Here is a 15,953-nt window from a genome sequence, read left to right as displayed (position 1 = left end):
CGCGCTACCAGGCGGTGGTGGTCGAAGCGGGTTCGGCGGCGGCCGTTCGCTGCTGTGTTCCGGAGAGGTACTCCCCGTAGTAGGCGCTGAAGAGTTCGGCCTCGTCGATGGCCTGGTCCACCGGCTCCAGGTGGAGGCCGGGTCCGAGTGAGTCGAGGTCCCGGCAGAGGGTCTTGGCCGCGATCAGCGTGCCCGCCCGGTAGGCGTCGTAGCCGCGGTTGGCGATCCCCTCGTACTCGAAGAGGTTGAGCGAGCGGCCGTCGCCCAGCACCGTGGCCGCGGCCCCCGAGGGGAGGATGTAGCGCACCCCGACGTACGGGACCACGGTCGACTCGATGCCCGTCGATCCCTCGCTGAGGAGGCTGAAGTCCTTCGTGGCGAACCCGGCGAGATACACACCGTCGGGCAGCAGCGGCAGATCCGCCGCCGTGATGGCGAGCTCTCCGGTACCGCCGATGACCAGGAACGGGGAGTGGCCGCGCAGTGCCTCGGCGGCGGTGCGGTACGTCTCGAAGCCGTGCTCCGCGGCCGTGATGAGCGCGAGGATGTCGGTGTCGACCACGCTCACCCGGCAGCCGAGGGCCCGCAGCGCGTGCGCCACGCGCCCTCCCAGCGTGCCGAAGCCGAGGATCAGCACATGGCGGCCGATGAACTTCTCGCCGGGGAGGATGGCGCGCAGCCGGCGGACACAGGAGTCCGCGATCTCGTTGTAGCCGAGCATCGTCTTCAGCCGGGACCGGGCCATGTTGAGTACGGGGATGGACAGCTTGCCCGGGGCGTTGGCGATACGTTTCAGACCGCTCACGGTCAGTTCGAGGGCGGCGTCGATGTACTCGGTGAGCACGCCGTCCGCGCCGTATCCCTGGGCCAGCAGCCCGCCGTCGTCGATCACCATCACCTTGCGGCCGGCGGCGTGCGCCTGCCGGATGAAGCCGTTGACGCGTTCGTTGACGGCGAGCGCGTACGCCTGGGCGGTCGTGTCCGCCGAGCCGTTGATGACCGAGTTGTCCAGGACGTCGCTCAGGTAACCGTGGTTCAGGAACCAGGCGTGGACCCGGCTGCGGTGCAGGGTGCGGTCCCCCTTGGAGAGGGCGAAGACCCAGTCCGGGTCGAGACCGGCGCGCTCCATGCCGAGGAGGAAGCCGACGCTGTTCTCCACGTAGTGGTCCCGGAAGATCAACGCCCAGTTGGCGAGGGAGGGTTCCTTCGTGGCGTACCGGTCGACCAGCGGCATGGCCCGGACGATGGAGTCGATCTCGGCTTCGCTGTAGCACTGGCCCCGGAGGGTCAGCTTCTCCAGCAGGCGGACGAATACGGCACGCACCTCGTCGGGCAGCGGACCCGAGGTGGTGAGAAGCACCCGCCTGCTGCCCGCCGCCGGCAGGATGTGGTCGAGGGTGTCGGGCGCGACGTCCGGGAGGGCCTGGCTGCGGATCTCCAGGCAGCTGTCGCCCAGATAGACGCGGAAGTTCCCGGGCTTGAGGACCTCCAGCCTCGGCTCCTCCGGAGACCGGCCCTCGTCGTAGACCACCGACCGTATGACGTCGTGGAGTTGGTCGCAGGTCATCCGGCCGTCCAGCACCTCGTACAGACCCTCGGGCGGCTCGTCGGCCCCCCGGCCATCGACAGCGTCACGTACCGAATCGGTTTCGAAGACTGCCACTTTCCAACCTCTTCTCAAGCGCGATCAAATGCAAATGACTGTCCAGAAGGAGACAGGTCTAGAACCACGTCAGAACAGTTGCCGCAGCTGTCATCCCGCCCCCGACTGCCGCAAGGAGAATTCGCTCACCGCGCTGGAACGGCCGGCGCATCTGCGCCTTCCGCATGGTGATGGGAATGGATGCCGCTCCGGTGTTTCCGTACTCCGCGGCCGTTATGGGAACACGGTCCGGATCGAGCTTCAGCTCGGAGGTTATTTTCTCCAGCAGCCGCACATTGGCCTGATGGAAAATGAACTGGTCGATGTCCTCGATCGAGAGTCCGCAGTCCGCCACGGCCGCGCCGATGATCTCCGGAAGCGTCCGCAGCGCGTACTCGGTGACGGGCCGTCCGTCCATCTTGAACAGATGCTCCCCGGCGGCACGCGCCTCGGGGGTCAACGGCTTTCTGGTGCCGCCGGCCGGCACCTCCACCAGGGAGCGCAGGCTGCCGTGGGCCACCATCCGCGAAGCGCCGATTCCGTAGCCTTCCGGCACCGGTCCGAGCAGCGCGGCGCCGGCGCCGTCACCGAAGAGACTGACGGTTTTCCGGTCGCCGCGGTCCATGACGGAGGAGAACATGTCCGAGCCCACGACGAGGGCGTGGGTGCCATAGGCGGCGGACGACGAGAGCAGCGCGCCGGCGATCGTCAGCCCGTAGACGAACCCGGAACACACGGCGTTGACGTCGAAGGCCGCCGCCGCCTCCAGACCCAGTTTGCTCTGCAGGGCCACGGCCGTCGCGGGCTGCGGCTGATCCGGGGTGGCGGTGGCGACGATCACCAGACCGATGTCCCGCTCGGCCCCGGGAGCCCTGCTCAGCAGGTCGGTGACCGCCTCGTGGGCGAGGTCGGAAGTCGCCACTCCGGCGGGTGTGTAACGCCTCTCGTAAATGCCGGTGCGCCGGGCCACCCAGTCTTCCGGAACGTCCGCCCACTTACTGATGAGCGAATTGTCGACGATCACTTCGGGAACGTGAAACCCAAGCCCCAAGATACCGACGGGCATTCCCAACCTCCCTGGTTCCTCAGCACTGGAAAATCCTTGCCGCTCGTCCCCCTTGGAGAAGAATGGGATGTCGAGTACGCATCATCGGAAGGACAACAAAGAGGCAACAGCTACCGTCCCCTTGCGGTTCGGGAAAATTCTGGACGCGCTGCCTCTGTGTTCCCTTCGGCAAATCCACCTTACGAAAACCGGCACCGGAAGCTCATCCCCTTACAACCCCTATCAGCCCCTACTGGGGTCGCGCCCGGGGAGGATCAGCCGTCGGATATCGAGCCCATGCGCGGGGGCTGACGGATCGTCAAATACCAAGCGGGTAAAGGGGAATGGCGGTACGGCGGCAGGGGATGACGGCGAGGCGAGGCGGTAGGGGTTGGAGGGCAGAGCGAGGCCGCCCGGCAGCGGGCAGGACGCTGAAGGCCGAGATCGGTACGCCCAACTCGGGCTCGAACAGCGACGGTTACGCGGGCGTGCGGCGAGGCGTCATGGATCCCGGAACCGAGATCAGCGCCCGATGGAGATGACTGCCGGGGCCCGGTTCAGGTGGCCCGGAGCCGTGTTCAGGCCCGGACCTCGCGCAGCCGTCGCCAGACGGCCTTCGCCGCGTTGTGCCCGGACATGCCGTGCACCCCCGGGCCCGGCGGGGTCGCGGAGGAGCAGAGGAAGACGGCGGGATGCGAGGTGGTGTACGGAGACAGGGAGATCTTGGAACGCAGCAGCAGTTGGAGTCCGGTGGCGGCGCCGGTCGCGATGTCCCCGCCGACGTAGTTGGCGTTACGGGCGGCCAGCTCGGGCGGGCCTTCGGTGGCGCGGGCCAGGACGCGGTCGCGGAAACCGGGGGCGAAGCGCTCGATCTGCCGCTCGATCGCTTCCGTGAAGTCGCCCTCCCAGCCGTTCGGGACATGGCCGTACGCCCAGAAGACGTGCTTGCCCTCGGGGGCGCGGGACGCGTCGACCACACTGGGCTGGGCGGTGATCAGGAACGGGGAATCGGGTGCCCGCCCGCTCGTGGCCTGGCGCAGCGCGAGGCCGATGTCCCGGGCGGTGGGGCCGATTTGTACGGTGCCGGCGCGGCGGGGCGCCTCGGCCGTCCACGGCACGGGGCCGTCCAGCGCGTAGTCGAGCTTGAAGACGCTCGCGCCGTAGCGGTAGCCGTCGTACGCCCTGCCGAGGCCCGCGATCCGGGCCAGGGCGGTCGGTGAGGTGTCGAAGACGTACGCCCGCGCGGGCGGCAGGTCGTCCAGGCGCTTGATCTCGTATCCGGTGTGGACGGTGCCGCCCAGGTCACGGAGGTACGAGGCGAGGGCGTCGGAGATCGACTGGGAACCGCCGCGCGCCAGCGGCCAGCCTCCCGCATGCGCGGCGAGCGCGAAGATGAGGCCGACCGCTCCGGTGGCGACACCGCTCAGCGGGGCGATGACATGGGCGACGAGCCCGGCGAACAGGGCCTTCACCCGCTCGTCGCGGAACCGCATCGACAGCCAGGTCGAAGGAGGCAGCCCGGCGAGGCCGAACCGGGCGAGGGTGACGGGATCGCGTGGCAGCGCGGACAGCGGCAAGGACATGAAGTCATGGGCCAGGGTGTCCCACTTGCCGAGGAACGGCGCGACCAGACGCCGGTACGCGCCCGCGTCGCGCGGCCCGAACGACGCGGCCGTCTCGGCGACCGAACGGGACAGCACGGCCGCCGTACCGTCGTCGAAGGGGTGCGCCATCGGCAGCTCGGGGTGCAGCCACTCAAGTCCGTACCGGGCGAGGGGCATGGTCTTGAACACGGGCGAACCGATGCCCAGCGGGTGCACGGCGGAGCACGGGTCGTGCCGGAAGCCGGGGAGCGTGAGCTCTTCCGTCCTGGCGCCCCCGCCCACGGTGTCCCGGGCTTCGAACACGCCCACGGAGAAGCCACGCCGGGCCAACTCGACCGCGGCGGTCAGCCCGTTGGGCCCCGCCCCCACGACGACGGCATCGAGCATCGACGTCACCTTCGGACTCCTTTGTCAGCCGACGAAGCCCAAGGATATTCCCGGGCACCGACACTCCGGGCCCCGGTCCTGCCCACGACGTCGAACTTCCCGGCATTGAACTTCCCGGCATTGAACTTCCCGGCGCCGAACCCCCGAGCACTGAACTCCTCGGCGTTGACCTCCACGACGGCCCGCCGCGGATCAGGCTCGGCCCAGGCACCGGCTCAGGCCCCGGCCCGCAGGCACTCCCGTACCCGCTGGGCCGTCGCCACGTCGCGGGCCGCGGTGAAGGGGAGCGCGTTGCTACCCGTGATGCGGTACGGCTCGCCCGACAGCGTCATCTGGGCGCCGCCCGCCTCCGTAACGAGCAGGAGCCCGGCCGCGTGGTCCCAGGCCAGTTCCCAGTTGAAGGCCACCGCGTCGAGCGCGCCCCGGGCGACCGCCAGGTATTCGAGCCCCGCGGAGCCGCACGCGCGAGGGGCGATGCCCTCGGTGCGCAGGCCCAGCAGGGCGCGCTTCTGTGCGTCCGTGGTGTAGTCCGGATGGGACATGGCGACCTCCAGGACCTGGCCGGGTGCGGGCGCGCCGGAACGCAGCGGGGTCCCGTTGAGCGTCGCGCCCCGTCCGCGTACCGCGATCGCCATCTCGTCCAGGGCCGCCGCGTACGTCCAGGACGCGAGCAGCTCGCCGCCCTGCGCGAGGGCGACGAGGGTGCAGAAGCCCGGCTCGCCCCGGACGAACTGGCGGGTGCCGTCGACCGGGTCCACGATCCAGACCGGAGCGTCGCCGCGCAGCGCGCCGTACACGGCCGGGTCCGCGTGGACGGCTTCCTCGCCGACCACCAGAGAGCCCGGGAGCAGTGCGGTGAGGGCGGCGGTGAGGTGTTCCTCCGCGCGCCGGTCCGCGATGGTCACGAGATCGTGCGGGCCGCTCTTCTCGATGATCTCGTGCGCGGCGAGTTGCCGGTGTCGCGGCATGATCTCGGCGGCGGCAGCGGCGCGGACCGCTGCCTCGACGGCGGACACGCGGGGTCCCTGGGCCGCTCCCGGCAGGGGAACCGTTCCGTACACAGAGTCATCGATCATGCCCCCAGCCAATCACGCCGGTGTGACGGGCAGGGGGACAGGTCGGGTGCGGGAGGCGGAGATCACGGTGGCGGGGACGGGTCCATGACCGGGCCGAAGGGGCAGCGGCCGAGGGGACAGCGGCCGACAAGGCGTACCCCCGATTCAGCGGCCCACGGCGTACCCCTGCATCCCGCGCGGGTTGGCGGCGGCCGACAGGACACCGGTCTCCGGGTCCCTCGCGACCGCGCACAGCCGCCCCTCCGACCAGGCGTCCCCCACGGTCACGTCATGACCGCGCCGGCGCAGCTCGGAGACGACCTCGGGGTCCATCCCCGCCTCCACCGTCACACTGCCCGGCCGCATCCCGCGCGGATAGAAAGAACCGGGGAAGCTGTCGTTGTGCCAGTTGGGTGCGTCGATGGCGCCCTGGAGGTCGAGCCCGCCGCGTACGGACGCGCGCAGGGCGACCGCCAGGAAGAAGTGCAGCTGCCACTGGTCCTGCTGGTCGCCACCGGGCGTTCCGAACGCCATCACCGGTATGCCGTCACGCAGCGCGATCGACGGGGTGAGGGTGGTACGGGGCCGGCGGCCGGGGGTGAGGGAGTTCGGCAGGCCGGGGTCCAGCCAGGCCATCTGGAGCCGGGTTCCCAGCGGGAAGCCCAGCTCGGGCACCACCGGGTTGGACTGGAGCCAGCCGCCGCTGGGGGTGGCGGCGATCATGTTGCCCCAGCGGTCCACGATGTCGAGGTGGCAGGTGTCGCCCCGGGTGCCGCCGTCCTTGGCGACGGTCGGCTCGCCCGCCCCGGCCGCCGGAAGGCCCAGTGCCTCGAATCCGGTCTCGCCCGTGGAGACGGCGCCGGCGTGGGCGCTGAGGACGGGGGCGCGGCCTTCGGGGCTGCCGGGGCGCAGTTCGTACGAGGCCCGGTCGCCGATGAGCGCGCGGCGCCCGGTGTTGTACGGCTCGGAGAGCAGCGCGGCGAGCGGCACGTCGGTGGCGTCGCCGTACCAGGCCTCCCGGTCGGCCATGGCGAGCTTGCAGCCCTCGATGAGCAGGTGGACGTACGCGGCGGAGCCGTACTCCGGCAGTTCGGCGGCGGGGGACGGCAGCAGGGCCAGCTGCTGGAGGAAGGCGGGGCCCTGGCTCCAGCCGCCCGCCTTGCACACGGTCCAGCCGTTCCAGTCGTACGTGGCGGGCGCCTCGTACGTCGCGGACCAGCCCGCCAGATCGGCCGCGGTCAGGGTGCCGGTGTGGTGCGAACCGCTGGTGTCCATGGTGGGCCGGTCCGACTGCCGGAGCAGCGCCTCGGCGATGAAACCCTCGCGCCACACGGCGCGGGCGGCCTCGATCTGGACCACCCGGTCCTCGCCGGCCGCCTCGGCCTCGGCCAGCAGCCGGCGCCAGGTCGCGGCGAGCGCGGGGTTACGGAACAGCTCCCCCGGGGCCGGTGCCCGGCCGCCGGGGAGGTAGACGTCGGCGGACGAGGTCCACTCCGTCTCGAAGAGTTCGCGGACGGTCTCGACGGTCTGGCCGACCCGTTCGACGGGCGCGTGGCCGTCCTCCGCGTAGCCGATGGCGTACCGCAGGACCTGGCCCAGGGACCGGGTGCCGTGGTCACGCAGGAGCAGCATCCAGGCGTCGAAGGCACCGGGCACGGCGGCGGCCAACGGCCCGGTACCGGGGACCAGTTCGAGACCGAGGGAGCGGTAGTGGCTGATGGTCGCGCCCTCGGGGGCGGGGCCTTGGCCGCACAGCACCCGGACGTCTCCGCCGGCGGGCGCGAGGATGATCGGCACTTCACCGGCGGGGCCGTTGAGGTGCGGTTCGACGACATGAAGCACGAACCCGGCGGCGACGGCGGCGTCATAGGCGTTGCCCCCGTCCTCCAGCACGGCCATCGCGGACTGCGAGGCGAGCCAGTGGGTGGAGGACACCATGCCGAAGGTGCCCTGGAGAGTCGGTCGGGTCGTGAACATACCGCGTCTCACCTGCGCTTGTGTCGGAGTCCATGGGACCGATCAGCGCTCACGACGCCCCCTGGGGAGTTTCTGGGGAGTCTGGCCTCGGTTCTCGTTCTGGCTGATCGGTGAGCAGACTATCGACCACCCGTCGTCGCTTCTTCCCCGTCTCCGGCATGAAGTGGGCGGAGTGGTCGGGAGTGATGGCCGGTGACGAGTGCCCCAGCCGCCTGGCCGGAGTCGCCACGGACTCCCCCGGCCTCCACCAGGACGGAGGCGTATGTGTGCCTCAGCACATGGAAACCGTCCCTCGACGCCGTCTGCCACTGCCAAGGCTTCAATCCCTTGGCGAGCGGCGGAACCATGCCCGCTTTGGCCGGTGCGGGCTTCCGGTTCTCGGTGTCCTGCGGCGCCTTGTTCAGAGGATTGAGATCCTGATTCGATCGCGAATCAGCCTGCTGCTGTTCGGCGAGCCAGGCATCAAGTGGGTTCCTGGTGTACATGACGCGACCACCGGGCCCCATCCTAAAGCTGGGCAGCCCCTGCCTACGGTGGCGCCAGACGTAAAGAACGTTGACCGAAATCCCCATGTCCTTCGCCGCGTTCTGGACGTTCAGGAAAGCGGCCTCGGCCTTGGGCTCTGAGTGGTTTCGCATGACGTGTCTCCAGGGTGGGCGCCGCCGATATGGCGGCCATACGGCTTTCCGCCGACGGCAGAAGCAAGCAACAGGCGGGAGGGACCAGCATCCGAAGATTTCGAGGTTTGGTTCGACCGTCATTCAGTGATAGGGGAAACACCTACTGAAGCGCACTCGCCTCCTGAGCCGGAGACAAAAAAGGGAAGCACGCCAGCCTCCAAGGTCCGTTACTCGCCGAGTACGTCAACAGGGATTCCTGTTAACGCCGTTCGCCACCGTGAGTGTGAGCGGTCGGCGTTCGTGTCGTCGGCCCGGTGACCCGTCGGTCCCTGGTCGCGCCGTAGCACCACAGCTGCCAGGCTTGTACCTCGCGCGGATGGGCGCGAGCAGGCCAGTGGTGTACGAAGGGAAGGCGGGAAAGCGCCGAAGGAAGCCCACTCAACTGCCTCGCCCCAGCGGGCCGCACCGTCTCCCCGACGCCGCACCGACCGCGCGTCGCACGGTCCCGTGCGGCACCCCCTCCCGATACCCGGCTTTCTCGCCCTGGTGGCCATTCCCTACACGCACAACACTCCGAAAGGCTCTGCCATGTGGAGTGCGCCCGCTCCCCTCCCGCCTTCGACGGCTCAGGACTGACGCATGCGGCGTACCGCTCAACGGAGGCCCCCTCCTCAGCACGACGTACGCACATATCAAGGCGGCACGGCGATTCGACAGGAACCAACTCCAGCCGAGCGGGCTGCTGTTCTTCCACCGGCATCAGCAACCTCGGTCTCTACATCGGCAACGAGCAGATGCTCCATGCCCTGGTGCCCGAGTGCGCCCGTGCAGATCGCACCGATCGATCAGAGGCCACTCATTTGGGAGACGAGGGTGGGTACCATCCGGACAGACCACACTACGAGAACTTACCCGCCCGAGGAGTGAGATGCATGTCCGTTCGTTTGCCGCGACCTTCTGGAGCGGCCTTCCGTTCCCGCGCGTCGTCCGCCGTAATCGCGACTGTGTCCGCTGCGGTCATCTCTGTTGTCATCAACGTGTGGACGACCAGCTGGGCTTGGCCCGCCGGCGCTGGTCTCGGCGCACTGCTCCTGATTCAGGCACTCTTCGAATGGAGTCGGGCTCGCGCCGCCGACTATGCCCCTTCGCCCCCGTCCCGTTGGGTGGTGGAGCAACACTTCGCGGACGTCTCGGACAGCAGCATCACTGCGGCACGCCGTCCTGCTGGAGGCAGTGACGCGGAAGTGCGGCAGCATCTTGGTGCGGTGAGCCGATCCAGCGTCATCGGCATTGACGGCAACAGCAACCAGTGACGTTCGGCAAAGGGCCAGGGATCCCGGCAGAACTGGCCAGACAGTCCGATTCTTTTGTCGGGCGTGAATGGGCACTGGCCGAGATCGCGTCGTGGCACGAGACCGCTGAACCGCTACTCGTCGTATCGGCAGAACCCGGGGTCGGCAAGTCCGCGCTCGCGGTACGGCTGGCCCAGATCTCGCTCGGTGAGGTGCCATCCGCTCAAGGGCTCGGACCGGGCTGGCTGCACGCGTGGCACTTCTGCCAGGCCCAGCGATTCAGTTCGTTGAACATTCGCGGCGTACTGGAACGGGTGGCCGACCAGTTGTGTGCCACGCTCCCGGGATATGCCGAAGCCGTGGCGTACCGCGCTCCGGTCACCATCATCGCGGTCAACCAGGAGTTCACGGGGCCCGTACGGAACTCCGCCGTCATCGGGATTAATCGGCTGGTCCTCCCCGACGCCGAGCCGTGTCAGCTGTTGGAAAGCCTGTTCCGACAGCCGCTGTCGGAACTCGGGACCCACGCCGTCGTCCTGCTCGACGCTGTGGACGAGACCGAAGAACGGATCGGTGGGCCGCAGACGTTGGCCTGGCTACTGTCCACGCTGCATACCGACCCCATACCCGGGCTACGTCTTGTGCTCACCACTCGCAGCGGCCCTACTGCTGAGCGCTTCTTCTCTCATGGCCGGCGATTGCAGCTCCGAGACGACGAACCCGCAGGGACGCACGATGTGCACACCTACCTCCAGGGCCGCCTCCACGACAGAGGAATCGCCAATCCCACGCGTGTCGCACAACTGATCGCTCACGCCGCCGACGGCAACTTCCTGTATGCCGCCCTCGCCGCGTCCGAGGATGCCAAATGGTTGGGTCTCCTTGCCTCGGGCGAGTGTGTTCTCCCGCACGGGCTCGCGGACCTCTACAGCAGTTTCCTCGACCGTCAAGTGACCGCCGATCCCTGCCGGTGGCGTGAGGTCATACGCCCGGTCCTCGGTCTCCTGGTGCAGAGCCGGGGCAATGGATTTACACAGCGTCAGCTGACCCAGCTGTCCGGTCTCCGCCAATCAGCTGTTGACGACGCACTGGAGTTGTGCGCTCCGTATCTACGAGGCTCGCGGCCTCACGGCCCCTTTCTCCCCTTCCACGGATCGTTGCGCGACCACCTCCGCTTGGAGTCCCGACACGGCGTCTACCCGCTAGAGTCGACAGAGCAGATCATCGCGACGTTCCGCACTGATGCCGCTGATCCCCATGGCGTGGAGCATCTCTTGGGCTACATGGCCGACCGTGTCCAGCTCATCGGCGACGAGCACACTGCCGAACACGACCGACAGCAACTCCGAGATTTGCGCGAGTTGGAGGAGATCGTCACCGACTTCGGCTACCTGGACGCGCGTATCACCGCGACGGGCGTGGACTCACTCCTGAACGAGATCACCGCTCTGCATGTCCTGCTCCCCGAGAACCCAATGCTCAGTTCGATGCGCGGGATACTCGGACGTCAGGCGCACAACCTGCGCGGCGGAGAACTCGGGCAGGTGACGTCGTTCACCGCCCAACAGCTCCTGTACGAGTGCTCGGTGAGCGGGCGTTCCGGTCTCCTCCGCCCCCGGAACCCCGAACACGAGCCGGTCATCTCGACGTTGTGGAGCGCCGCGAGCGAAAACTCCCGGCTGTTGTCCCACACTCTGGCCACCAGCGAATACAGCGTGGACGCCCTGGCCATGTCAGTGGACGGAACCAGGACTGCGCTCTGCGGGCACACGTGGCGCGGAAATGACATGCTCAAGACCGTCCAGGTCTTCGACACGGAAACCGGTTCGACGATTCGAGAGTTATCACTCACCGGAAACAAGACGAACGTGTTGAGTCTTCGCTTCAGCGACGACGGCCGGAGACTCGTAGCCTTGCGGATAGACCGAACGGGCGTGCTCTGGGACCTGTCCTCCGGAACGGAAAAACCGCTGGCGCCCGACGAGTTCACCGAGCCGCAGCCCTCCTCCCAGCCGACGGAACTCCCGCCCTATGCCATACCCGAGCAGGTCGGCCCGTACGATCTCGCGGACTTGATAGTGGCGGCCACGCCGGATCGCCGCTATGCGGCCGTCTGCAAGCACGGGGGCCAGTCAGCGATCGTATGGGACCTTTCCAACCGCACCTTGCTGGGGCACTTCGACACCAGCCTCATCCGATCCCTGGCCATCTCGCCTGACGGCCGGTGGGTGGTCGTGGGCTCGTCCAACGGTGGAGCCCACGTCCTCAGCCCGTTGGCTCCCGCGCCGCGGCTCTCACTGGACGGTCACCGGAGCATGGTGCGCACGGCATCGGTGCGCGCTGGCCATGCGGCGACACTGGGCAATGACGGCGACCTGAAGATCTGGGACGCAGCTACGGGTCGACTGCTGCGGACGGTGCGCAGACCACATGCTCCACACGGCGAAGACTCTCTCGCCTTGGACGGTGAGGCCAACCTGTGCGTCGTGGGGACCTACGGCGGCAACGCCACAGTCCTTGACCTGCGGCTTGGGGCCTGGATTCGCCCACTCATGGTCAATGGCACCCCCTGCGACGAGACCTGGCAGACACGCGACGGCGCCCGCGACGAGGCACTGCCTCCAGTGGGCGTCGGTGACTGCCCGCGCGCGCACTGGCCGACACACGTCAACGATCGCCATGGCTCCCCCGTGTCGGCCCTCGACATCTCACCTGACGGCCGCCGCATCGTGACCGGAACCCTCAACGGCGTGGTGCGTGTCTGGGATATGGATACCGGCGATCTCGTACGCGAGGTGACACGGGGCAAGTACCTCGTCCGAGCCGCTCGGTTCACGCCGGACGGAAACCACATCATCACCGTCGCCCAACTCGGTGGCCTATACCGCCCGCTGTGGCTGGGAGTGGAAAAGTGGAGCCTCGACACCGGCGAGCTGACCCAGGTCTTGTGGCCCGACGAGACGCACGCGCCCTTGCCCCTCCCCGATGACCACCAGGTCGCCGCTCTCACCAGAGACGGCCGCTACCTCGCGACGGGGCACACAAGCGGCACAGTCACGGTGCACGACCTCGCCGTCCGGGAACGGGTCGGTCGTCTGGTGCTGCACGGCGCCATTACGTGCCTGGCCTTCGATGGGCCGCGACTCTTGGCAGGCACGGCAAACGGTGACGTCACACTGCTTGATATACGGTCAGCGCTTGAGTCATCACACACTTGAGCATGCGATCGGCTGCTCCCACACGGACAGGTACTGATGCTCCGTTACCTACTTCGTGGCCATGATGTTGGGGCTCCCGTGCACCCGGTTTGCTGCATTGTCTACGGCGAGGGCGGCTGCGCCGCCTGTCTAGGACGGCCTCTTTTAGCCCCGGAGTGCCGGAGGCCTCGATGCAGGCACGAGCCGTGATCCGTCCCAGCCGCAGCCGAGCAGCCGTCTGACGACGGCTACTACGGGTAGTGGCCGAGTTCGACTACTGCGAGTCTGGCGCGTGGGACGAGATCCTGCGGGCCATCCAAGCCGACGCCGACGTGGCAGGCCGCATCGAGTGGTTCGTGGCGAGCGTGCATTCCACCTCTCGTCGCGCCCGCCAACACGCCGGCCGGAGCGCGCAAGAAGCCGCCGCGAGTGCCGAGATTCCCGGGGCGGACTGACCTGCAAGCAGCTGGGCGGCAAGCTCTCCGGCGACTTCACCTTCACGCTCAAACGCTGAGCCCTCCTCGGAACCAGGGGCCTGTCCGGCATGATCCGCCGGACAGGCCCTAAGTCGCGTCCTCCGGGCCCCTCGAACGCGGCCTGACTCACTGGCTGGCTTCGGCAGCCAGTCTCGGGGCGATCCGTGCACATCGCGCGGCGTAGTCCCGGAGATGACGGGCCTTGAACAGCTCGGCGTCCCAGTCTTCGGAGCGGACTTCGCCGTCGGGCCAGATGTAGGCGAGCCCGCGCCCTCCGGAGGTCAACGACACCTCACGGAGGTCGTATCGGTCATCTTCGAAGGCGTCGAGGATTGCCCACTCCCTCTGGCTGAGGTCAGTGAGCAGCACGCCGGGAGCCACGGAGTCAGGGGCCGCTACGAGTCCGGGGTAGACGCGCCCTTCCAGGGACGCTGCGCGCCAGCCGGGCGCGCTGGTCGTTTCGCGCTGCGGTATCCGGCCGATCAAGGCTTCGAGTACGGCATCGAACTGGAGCGTCCCGTACACGAACAAGGCCGCGGCGTCTTGCGGGAGTCGGCCCCGGCGACCAGAGGTCGCCAAAACCGGGCCGGGCTGGGTGGCTGCTTGGCACATAGTCGTTCCGGTCATCACGCGCTGGGCAGGTACATGGCGTCGTAGGTCGGCGATTCAGGGGCGTGCTTGATCTCCCCCATCACCGTGTACCCCCATCGTAGGTAGGCATCACGCGCCGGCTGGTTGTCGATGATGCACGTCAGGGTGGTGGCGCTCTCCGCGCGCCCCGTGATCACGGTGTCGTGGATCTTCCTGCCGAGCCCCTGGTTCTGGAACTCGGGGAGAACCATCAGCTCTCGAAGCCAGAAGACCTGTCCAGCGTCCGCGAGGGCCCGGAGCTGTCCCGGCCGCCGGCCGTCGAGCGAGGTCCACCACGGTTTGTCGGCGGCCAGCGTCGCGCCGTGCACATAACCGATGATCTGCCCGTCCCGGCGCGCGGTCACCGTCTCGAAGCCTTCGCTGGCGAAAGCGGCCTCCAACCGCTCGCGGAAGGAGGCAACGGAGAAGAAAGGGTCGCCGACGTACGGGGGTGTGTCGTACACCCTGGCGTACACCTCGACCAGTTCATCGGTGATGGCCTTGGCCGACGCCCCGTCGTACCGCTGGTACTCCGCATCCACTGGTTGCATCTCTCCTTTTGCTGAATCACGCGACGACTGCGCGGATCTCTTCAAGCAGGTCCCCCACCCCACGAGCACCGTGATGAGGGGCCAGTCCATCGTGGACGATCTTCAACTGCTGGACTGCCCGAGCGGAAGACATGCCCGCCGTCCGGATCAGCCCGATGGCCTTCTTCACGGCATCAACGCTGTGGTCGATGTCCCCTGCGCCGAGGGCCGCGGTCGCGAGCCGCCCGAGGCACATGCCTCTGTTCCGCGAGTGCGCCACGTCCTGTAACTGCTCGGAGTGCGCCAGGTGCTTCTGAGCGCGCGCCGTCTGACCGAGATCGAGGCGGCACATCCCCTCCAGGCAAACCAGTTCAGCTTGATTGAGGAACGTCGTCCAATCAGGGTCACGGTCGTCCGTCCCGCGCTCCCACTCCTTCCAGGCCCTCTTGATCGCGGCCTCGCAGTTGAAGCGGTCACCGACGCGGGCGTGCCCTTGCGCCTCGCGGATCGCCAGGAGCGCCCTGACCCGCGTGGGTGCGCTCCACATGTCGGCGTGCGTCTGCGCGAGCCGAGCGAAGCGGATCGCTTCCCGCCCCTTGTTCAAGTCCACCGCCTGCCGGGACATGTTGCTCAGTGTCCGGCTGGAGAGCACATCGTCGCCGGTCAGCATCGCGGCGTTCAGGGCCTCGGAGAAGTAGGACCGAGCCTGCGTGTGCAGGCCGGCGTCGTAGCTGAACCACCCGAGGCTAGTGGTGAACTTCCCCGCGAGTGCGTGAAGTTCCCGACCTAACTGTTCGTCGTAGATGCCGCGGTCAATCATGTGGTGCACCCAGAGCAAATGGGCGCGAGTCGGTCGCCAGAGGCGGTTGCCGCCGAACTGCTGGTCCTGCGCGTCCATATCGTCCGCAGCTTCACGCAGAAACTCGACCTCGTGCTCTTCGATTTTCCAGTCTGTAGAGCTGGCCACGCCGATCGTGGTTTGCGCCAACCACGGGGGCGGGTCCTGATTGCTCCCGGCAAGGAGCGGGACCGCCGCGGCTGACTGTTCGATGAGCGGGATCGGCGTTACAACGGGGACTGCGGGTGCGTCGGAGGCGCCCTCTCCGCGACCTGGGCGGAGCCCCAGCTCCTCGACCGGCCGCTGGAAGTACAGCTCCAGGACAACCCGCGCGTCCGGATGCGGGTACGGGCGAGCAGTCGTCTCGCTCTCCCACTTCGACATCTGACGGACGGTGAAGGTGGGGCGCTTTGAGACCCGCCCCTCGGCGGCAAGCCGTTCCGCCAGGGCATTGAGTTCGCCAACTGCCATCGTCTGAGTCCGGTTGCGGCTCTCGCGAAACGCTTTCAGCGGGCTGCGGCTCACCGGCTACCCCCTTGCCGACTGGTGTGAGTCCACCGTAGCGGTCCTCCGGCGGACCACGTGAGGTGTCGTCATCAAACGTGCTGGTGAGAGGGAGAGGGCGTTCGAAAGGACGGGGAAAGGGCGGGTAGGGGGCGG

General features: G+C 68.1%; 11 protein-coding genes and 1 pseudogene. 3 read left to right on the top strand and 9 right to left on the bottom strand.

What is annotated here, in order from left to right:
• Positions 1 to 4 precede the first annotated feature (4 nt).
• The 6 genes from ACIQD6_RS05670 to ACIQD6_RS05645 all read right to left on the bottom strand — a co-directional run bounded on the left by ACIQD6_RS05670 (position 5) and on the right by ACIQD6_RS05645 (position 8,348).
• Positions 5 to 1,663 (bottom strand): hypothetical protein, encoded by a 1,659-nt coding sequence (locus ACIQD6_RS05670; protein WP_401878477.1) that lies wholly within the window; start codon positions 1,661 to 1,663, stop codon positions 5 to 7.
• A 58-nt stretch (positions 1,664 to 1,721) separates the two neighbouring features.
• Entirely contained in the window at positions 1,722 to 2,708 is a 987-nt protein-coding gene (locus tag ACIQD6_RS05665; protein WP_401878475.1) for a 3-oxoacyl-ACP synthase III family protein, read from the bottom strand.
• 557 nt (positions 2,709 to 3,265) lie between these two features.
• Complete coding sequence (locus tag ACIQD6_RS05660) at positions 3,266 to 4,687, bottom strand: phytoene desaturase family protein (RefSeq protein WP_401878472.1); 1,422 nt, start codon at positions 4,685 to 4,687, stop codon at positions 3,266 to 3,268.
• Positions 4,688 to 4,893: 206 nt separating this feature from the next.
• Positions 4,894 to 5,754, bottom strand: coding sequence for an inositol monophosphatase family protein (locus ACIQD6_RS05655; protein WP_401878469.1), 861 nt, complete (start codon positions 5,752 to 5,754; stop codon positions 4,894 to 4,896).
• Between the two features lie 144 nt (positions 5,755 to 5,898).
• The gene (locus ACIQD6_RS05650; RefSeq protein ID WP_401878467.1) at positions 5,899 to 7,710 is read right to left on the bottom strand and encodes a gamma-glutamyltransferase family protein; all 1,812 of its coding nucleotides are present in this window, start codon (positions 7,708 to 7,710) and stop codon (positions 5,899 to 5,901) included.
• Positions 7,711 to 7,829: 119 nt separating this feature from the next.
• Complete coding sequence (locus ACIQD6_RS05645; RefSeq protein WP_401878464.1) at positions 7,830 to 8,348, bottom strand: helix-turn-helix domain-containing protein; 519 nt, start codon at positions 8,346 to 8,348, stop codon at positions 7,830 to 7,832.
• Between the two features lie 914 nt (positions 8,349 to 9,262).
• Between ACIQD6_RS05645 and ACIQD6_RS05640 the strand changes: the two genes are divergently transcribed.
• The 3 genes and pseudogenes from ACIQD6_RS05640 to ACIQD6_RS05630 all read left to right on the top strand — a co-directional run.
• On the top strand, positions 9,263 to 9,643 hold the full coding sequence (locus ACIQD6_RS05640) for a hypothetical protein (RefSeq protein ID WP_401878461.1): 381 nt from the start codon (positions 9,263 to 9,265) through the stop codon (positions 9,641 to 9,643).
• A complete protein-coding gene (locus ACIQD6_RS05635; RefSeq protein WP_401878457.1) occupies positions 9,640 to 12,840 on the top strand; it encodes a hypothetical protein in 3,201 nt (1,066 codons plus the stop codon). Before ACIQD6_RS05640 ends, ACIQD6_RS05635 begins: the two co-directional genes overlap by 4 nt.
• Positions 12,841 to 13,106: 266 nt before the next feature.
• Positions 13,107 to 13,257, top strand: a pseudogene (locus ACIQD6_RS05630) (IS5/IS1182 family transposase); the annotation flags it as partial.
• 164 nt (positions 13,258 to 13,421) lie between these two features.
• Here ACIQD6_RS05630 and ACIQD6_RS05625 read toward each other — a convergent pair.
• From ACIQD6_RS05625 to ACIQD6_RS05615, 3 genes are all read right to left on the bottom strand, one after another.
• Complete coding sequence (locus ACIQD6_RS05625) at positions 13,422 to 13,820, bottom strand: gamma-glutamylcyclotransferase family protein (protein WP_401879506.1); 399 nt, start codon at positions 13,818 to 13,820, stop codon at positions 13,422 to 13,424.
• Between the two features lie 101 nt (positions 13,821 to 13,921).
• On the bottom strand, positions 13,922 to 14,476 hold the full coding sequence (locus tag ACIQD6_RS05620) for a GNAT family N-acetyltransferase (protein ID WP_401878455.1): 555 nt from the start codon (positions 14,474 to 14,476) through the stop codon (positions 13,922 to 13,924).
• Positions 14,477 to 14,492: 16 nt separating this feature from the next.
• Complete coding sequence (locus ACIQD6_RS05615; RefSeq protein ID WP_401878452.1) at positions 14,493 to 15,818, bottom strand: hypothetical protein; 1,326 nt, start codon at positions 15,816 to 15,818, stop codon at positions 14,493 to 14,495.
• Positions 15,819 to 15,953 lie beyond the last annotated feature (135 nt).

Source organism: Streptomyces sp. NPDC088400, from assembly GCF_044753355.1.
Taxonomy (GTDB): Bacteria; Actinomycetota; Actinomycetes; order Streptomycetales; family Streptomycetaceae; genus Streptomyces.
This window is presented reverse-complemented; position numbering and strand designations above follow the sequence as displayed.

Bases quoted from the DNA above. Each gene is read 5' to 3' on its own strand.
- ACIQD6_RS05640 (WP_401878461.1), top strand. From the start codon at position 9,263: ATGTCCGTTCGTTTGCCGCGACCTTCTGGAGCGGCCTTCCGTTCCCGC.
- ACIQD6_RS05665 (WP_401878475.1), bottom strand. From the start codon at position 2,708: ATGCCCGTCGGTATCTTGGGGCTTGGGTTTCACGTTCCCGAAGTGATC.
- ACIQD6_RS05650 (WP_401878467.1), bottom strand. From the start codon at position 7,710: ATGTTCACGACCCGACCGACTCTCCAGGGCACCTTCGGCATGGTGTCC.
- ACIQD6_RS05645 (WP_401878464.1), bottom strand. From the start codon at position 8,348: ATGCGAAACCACTCAGAGCCCAAGGCCGAGGCCGCTTTCCTGAACGTC.
- ACIQD6_RS05620 (WP_401878455.1), bottom strand. From the start codon at position 14,476: ATGCAACCAGTGGATGCGGAGTACCAGCGGTACGACGGGGCGTCGGCC.
- ACIQD6_RS05655 (WP_401878469.1), bottom strand. From the start codon at position 5,754: ATGATCGATGACTCTGTGTACGGAACGGTTCCCCTGCCGGGAGCGGCC.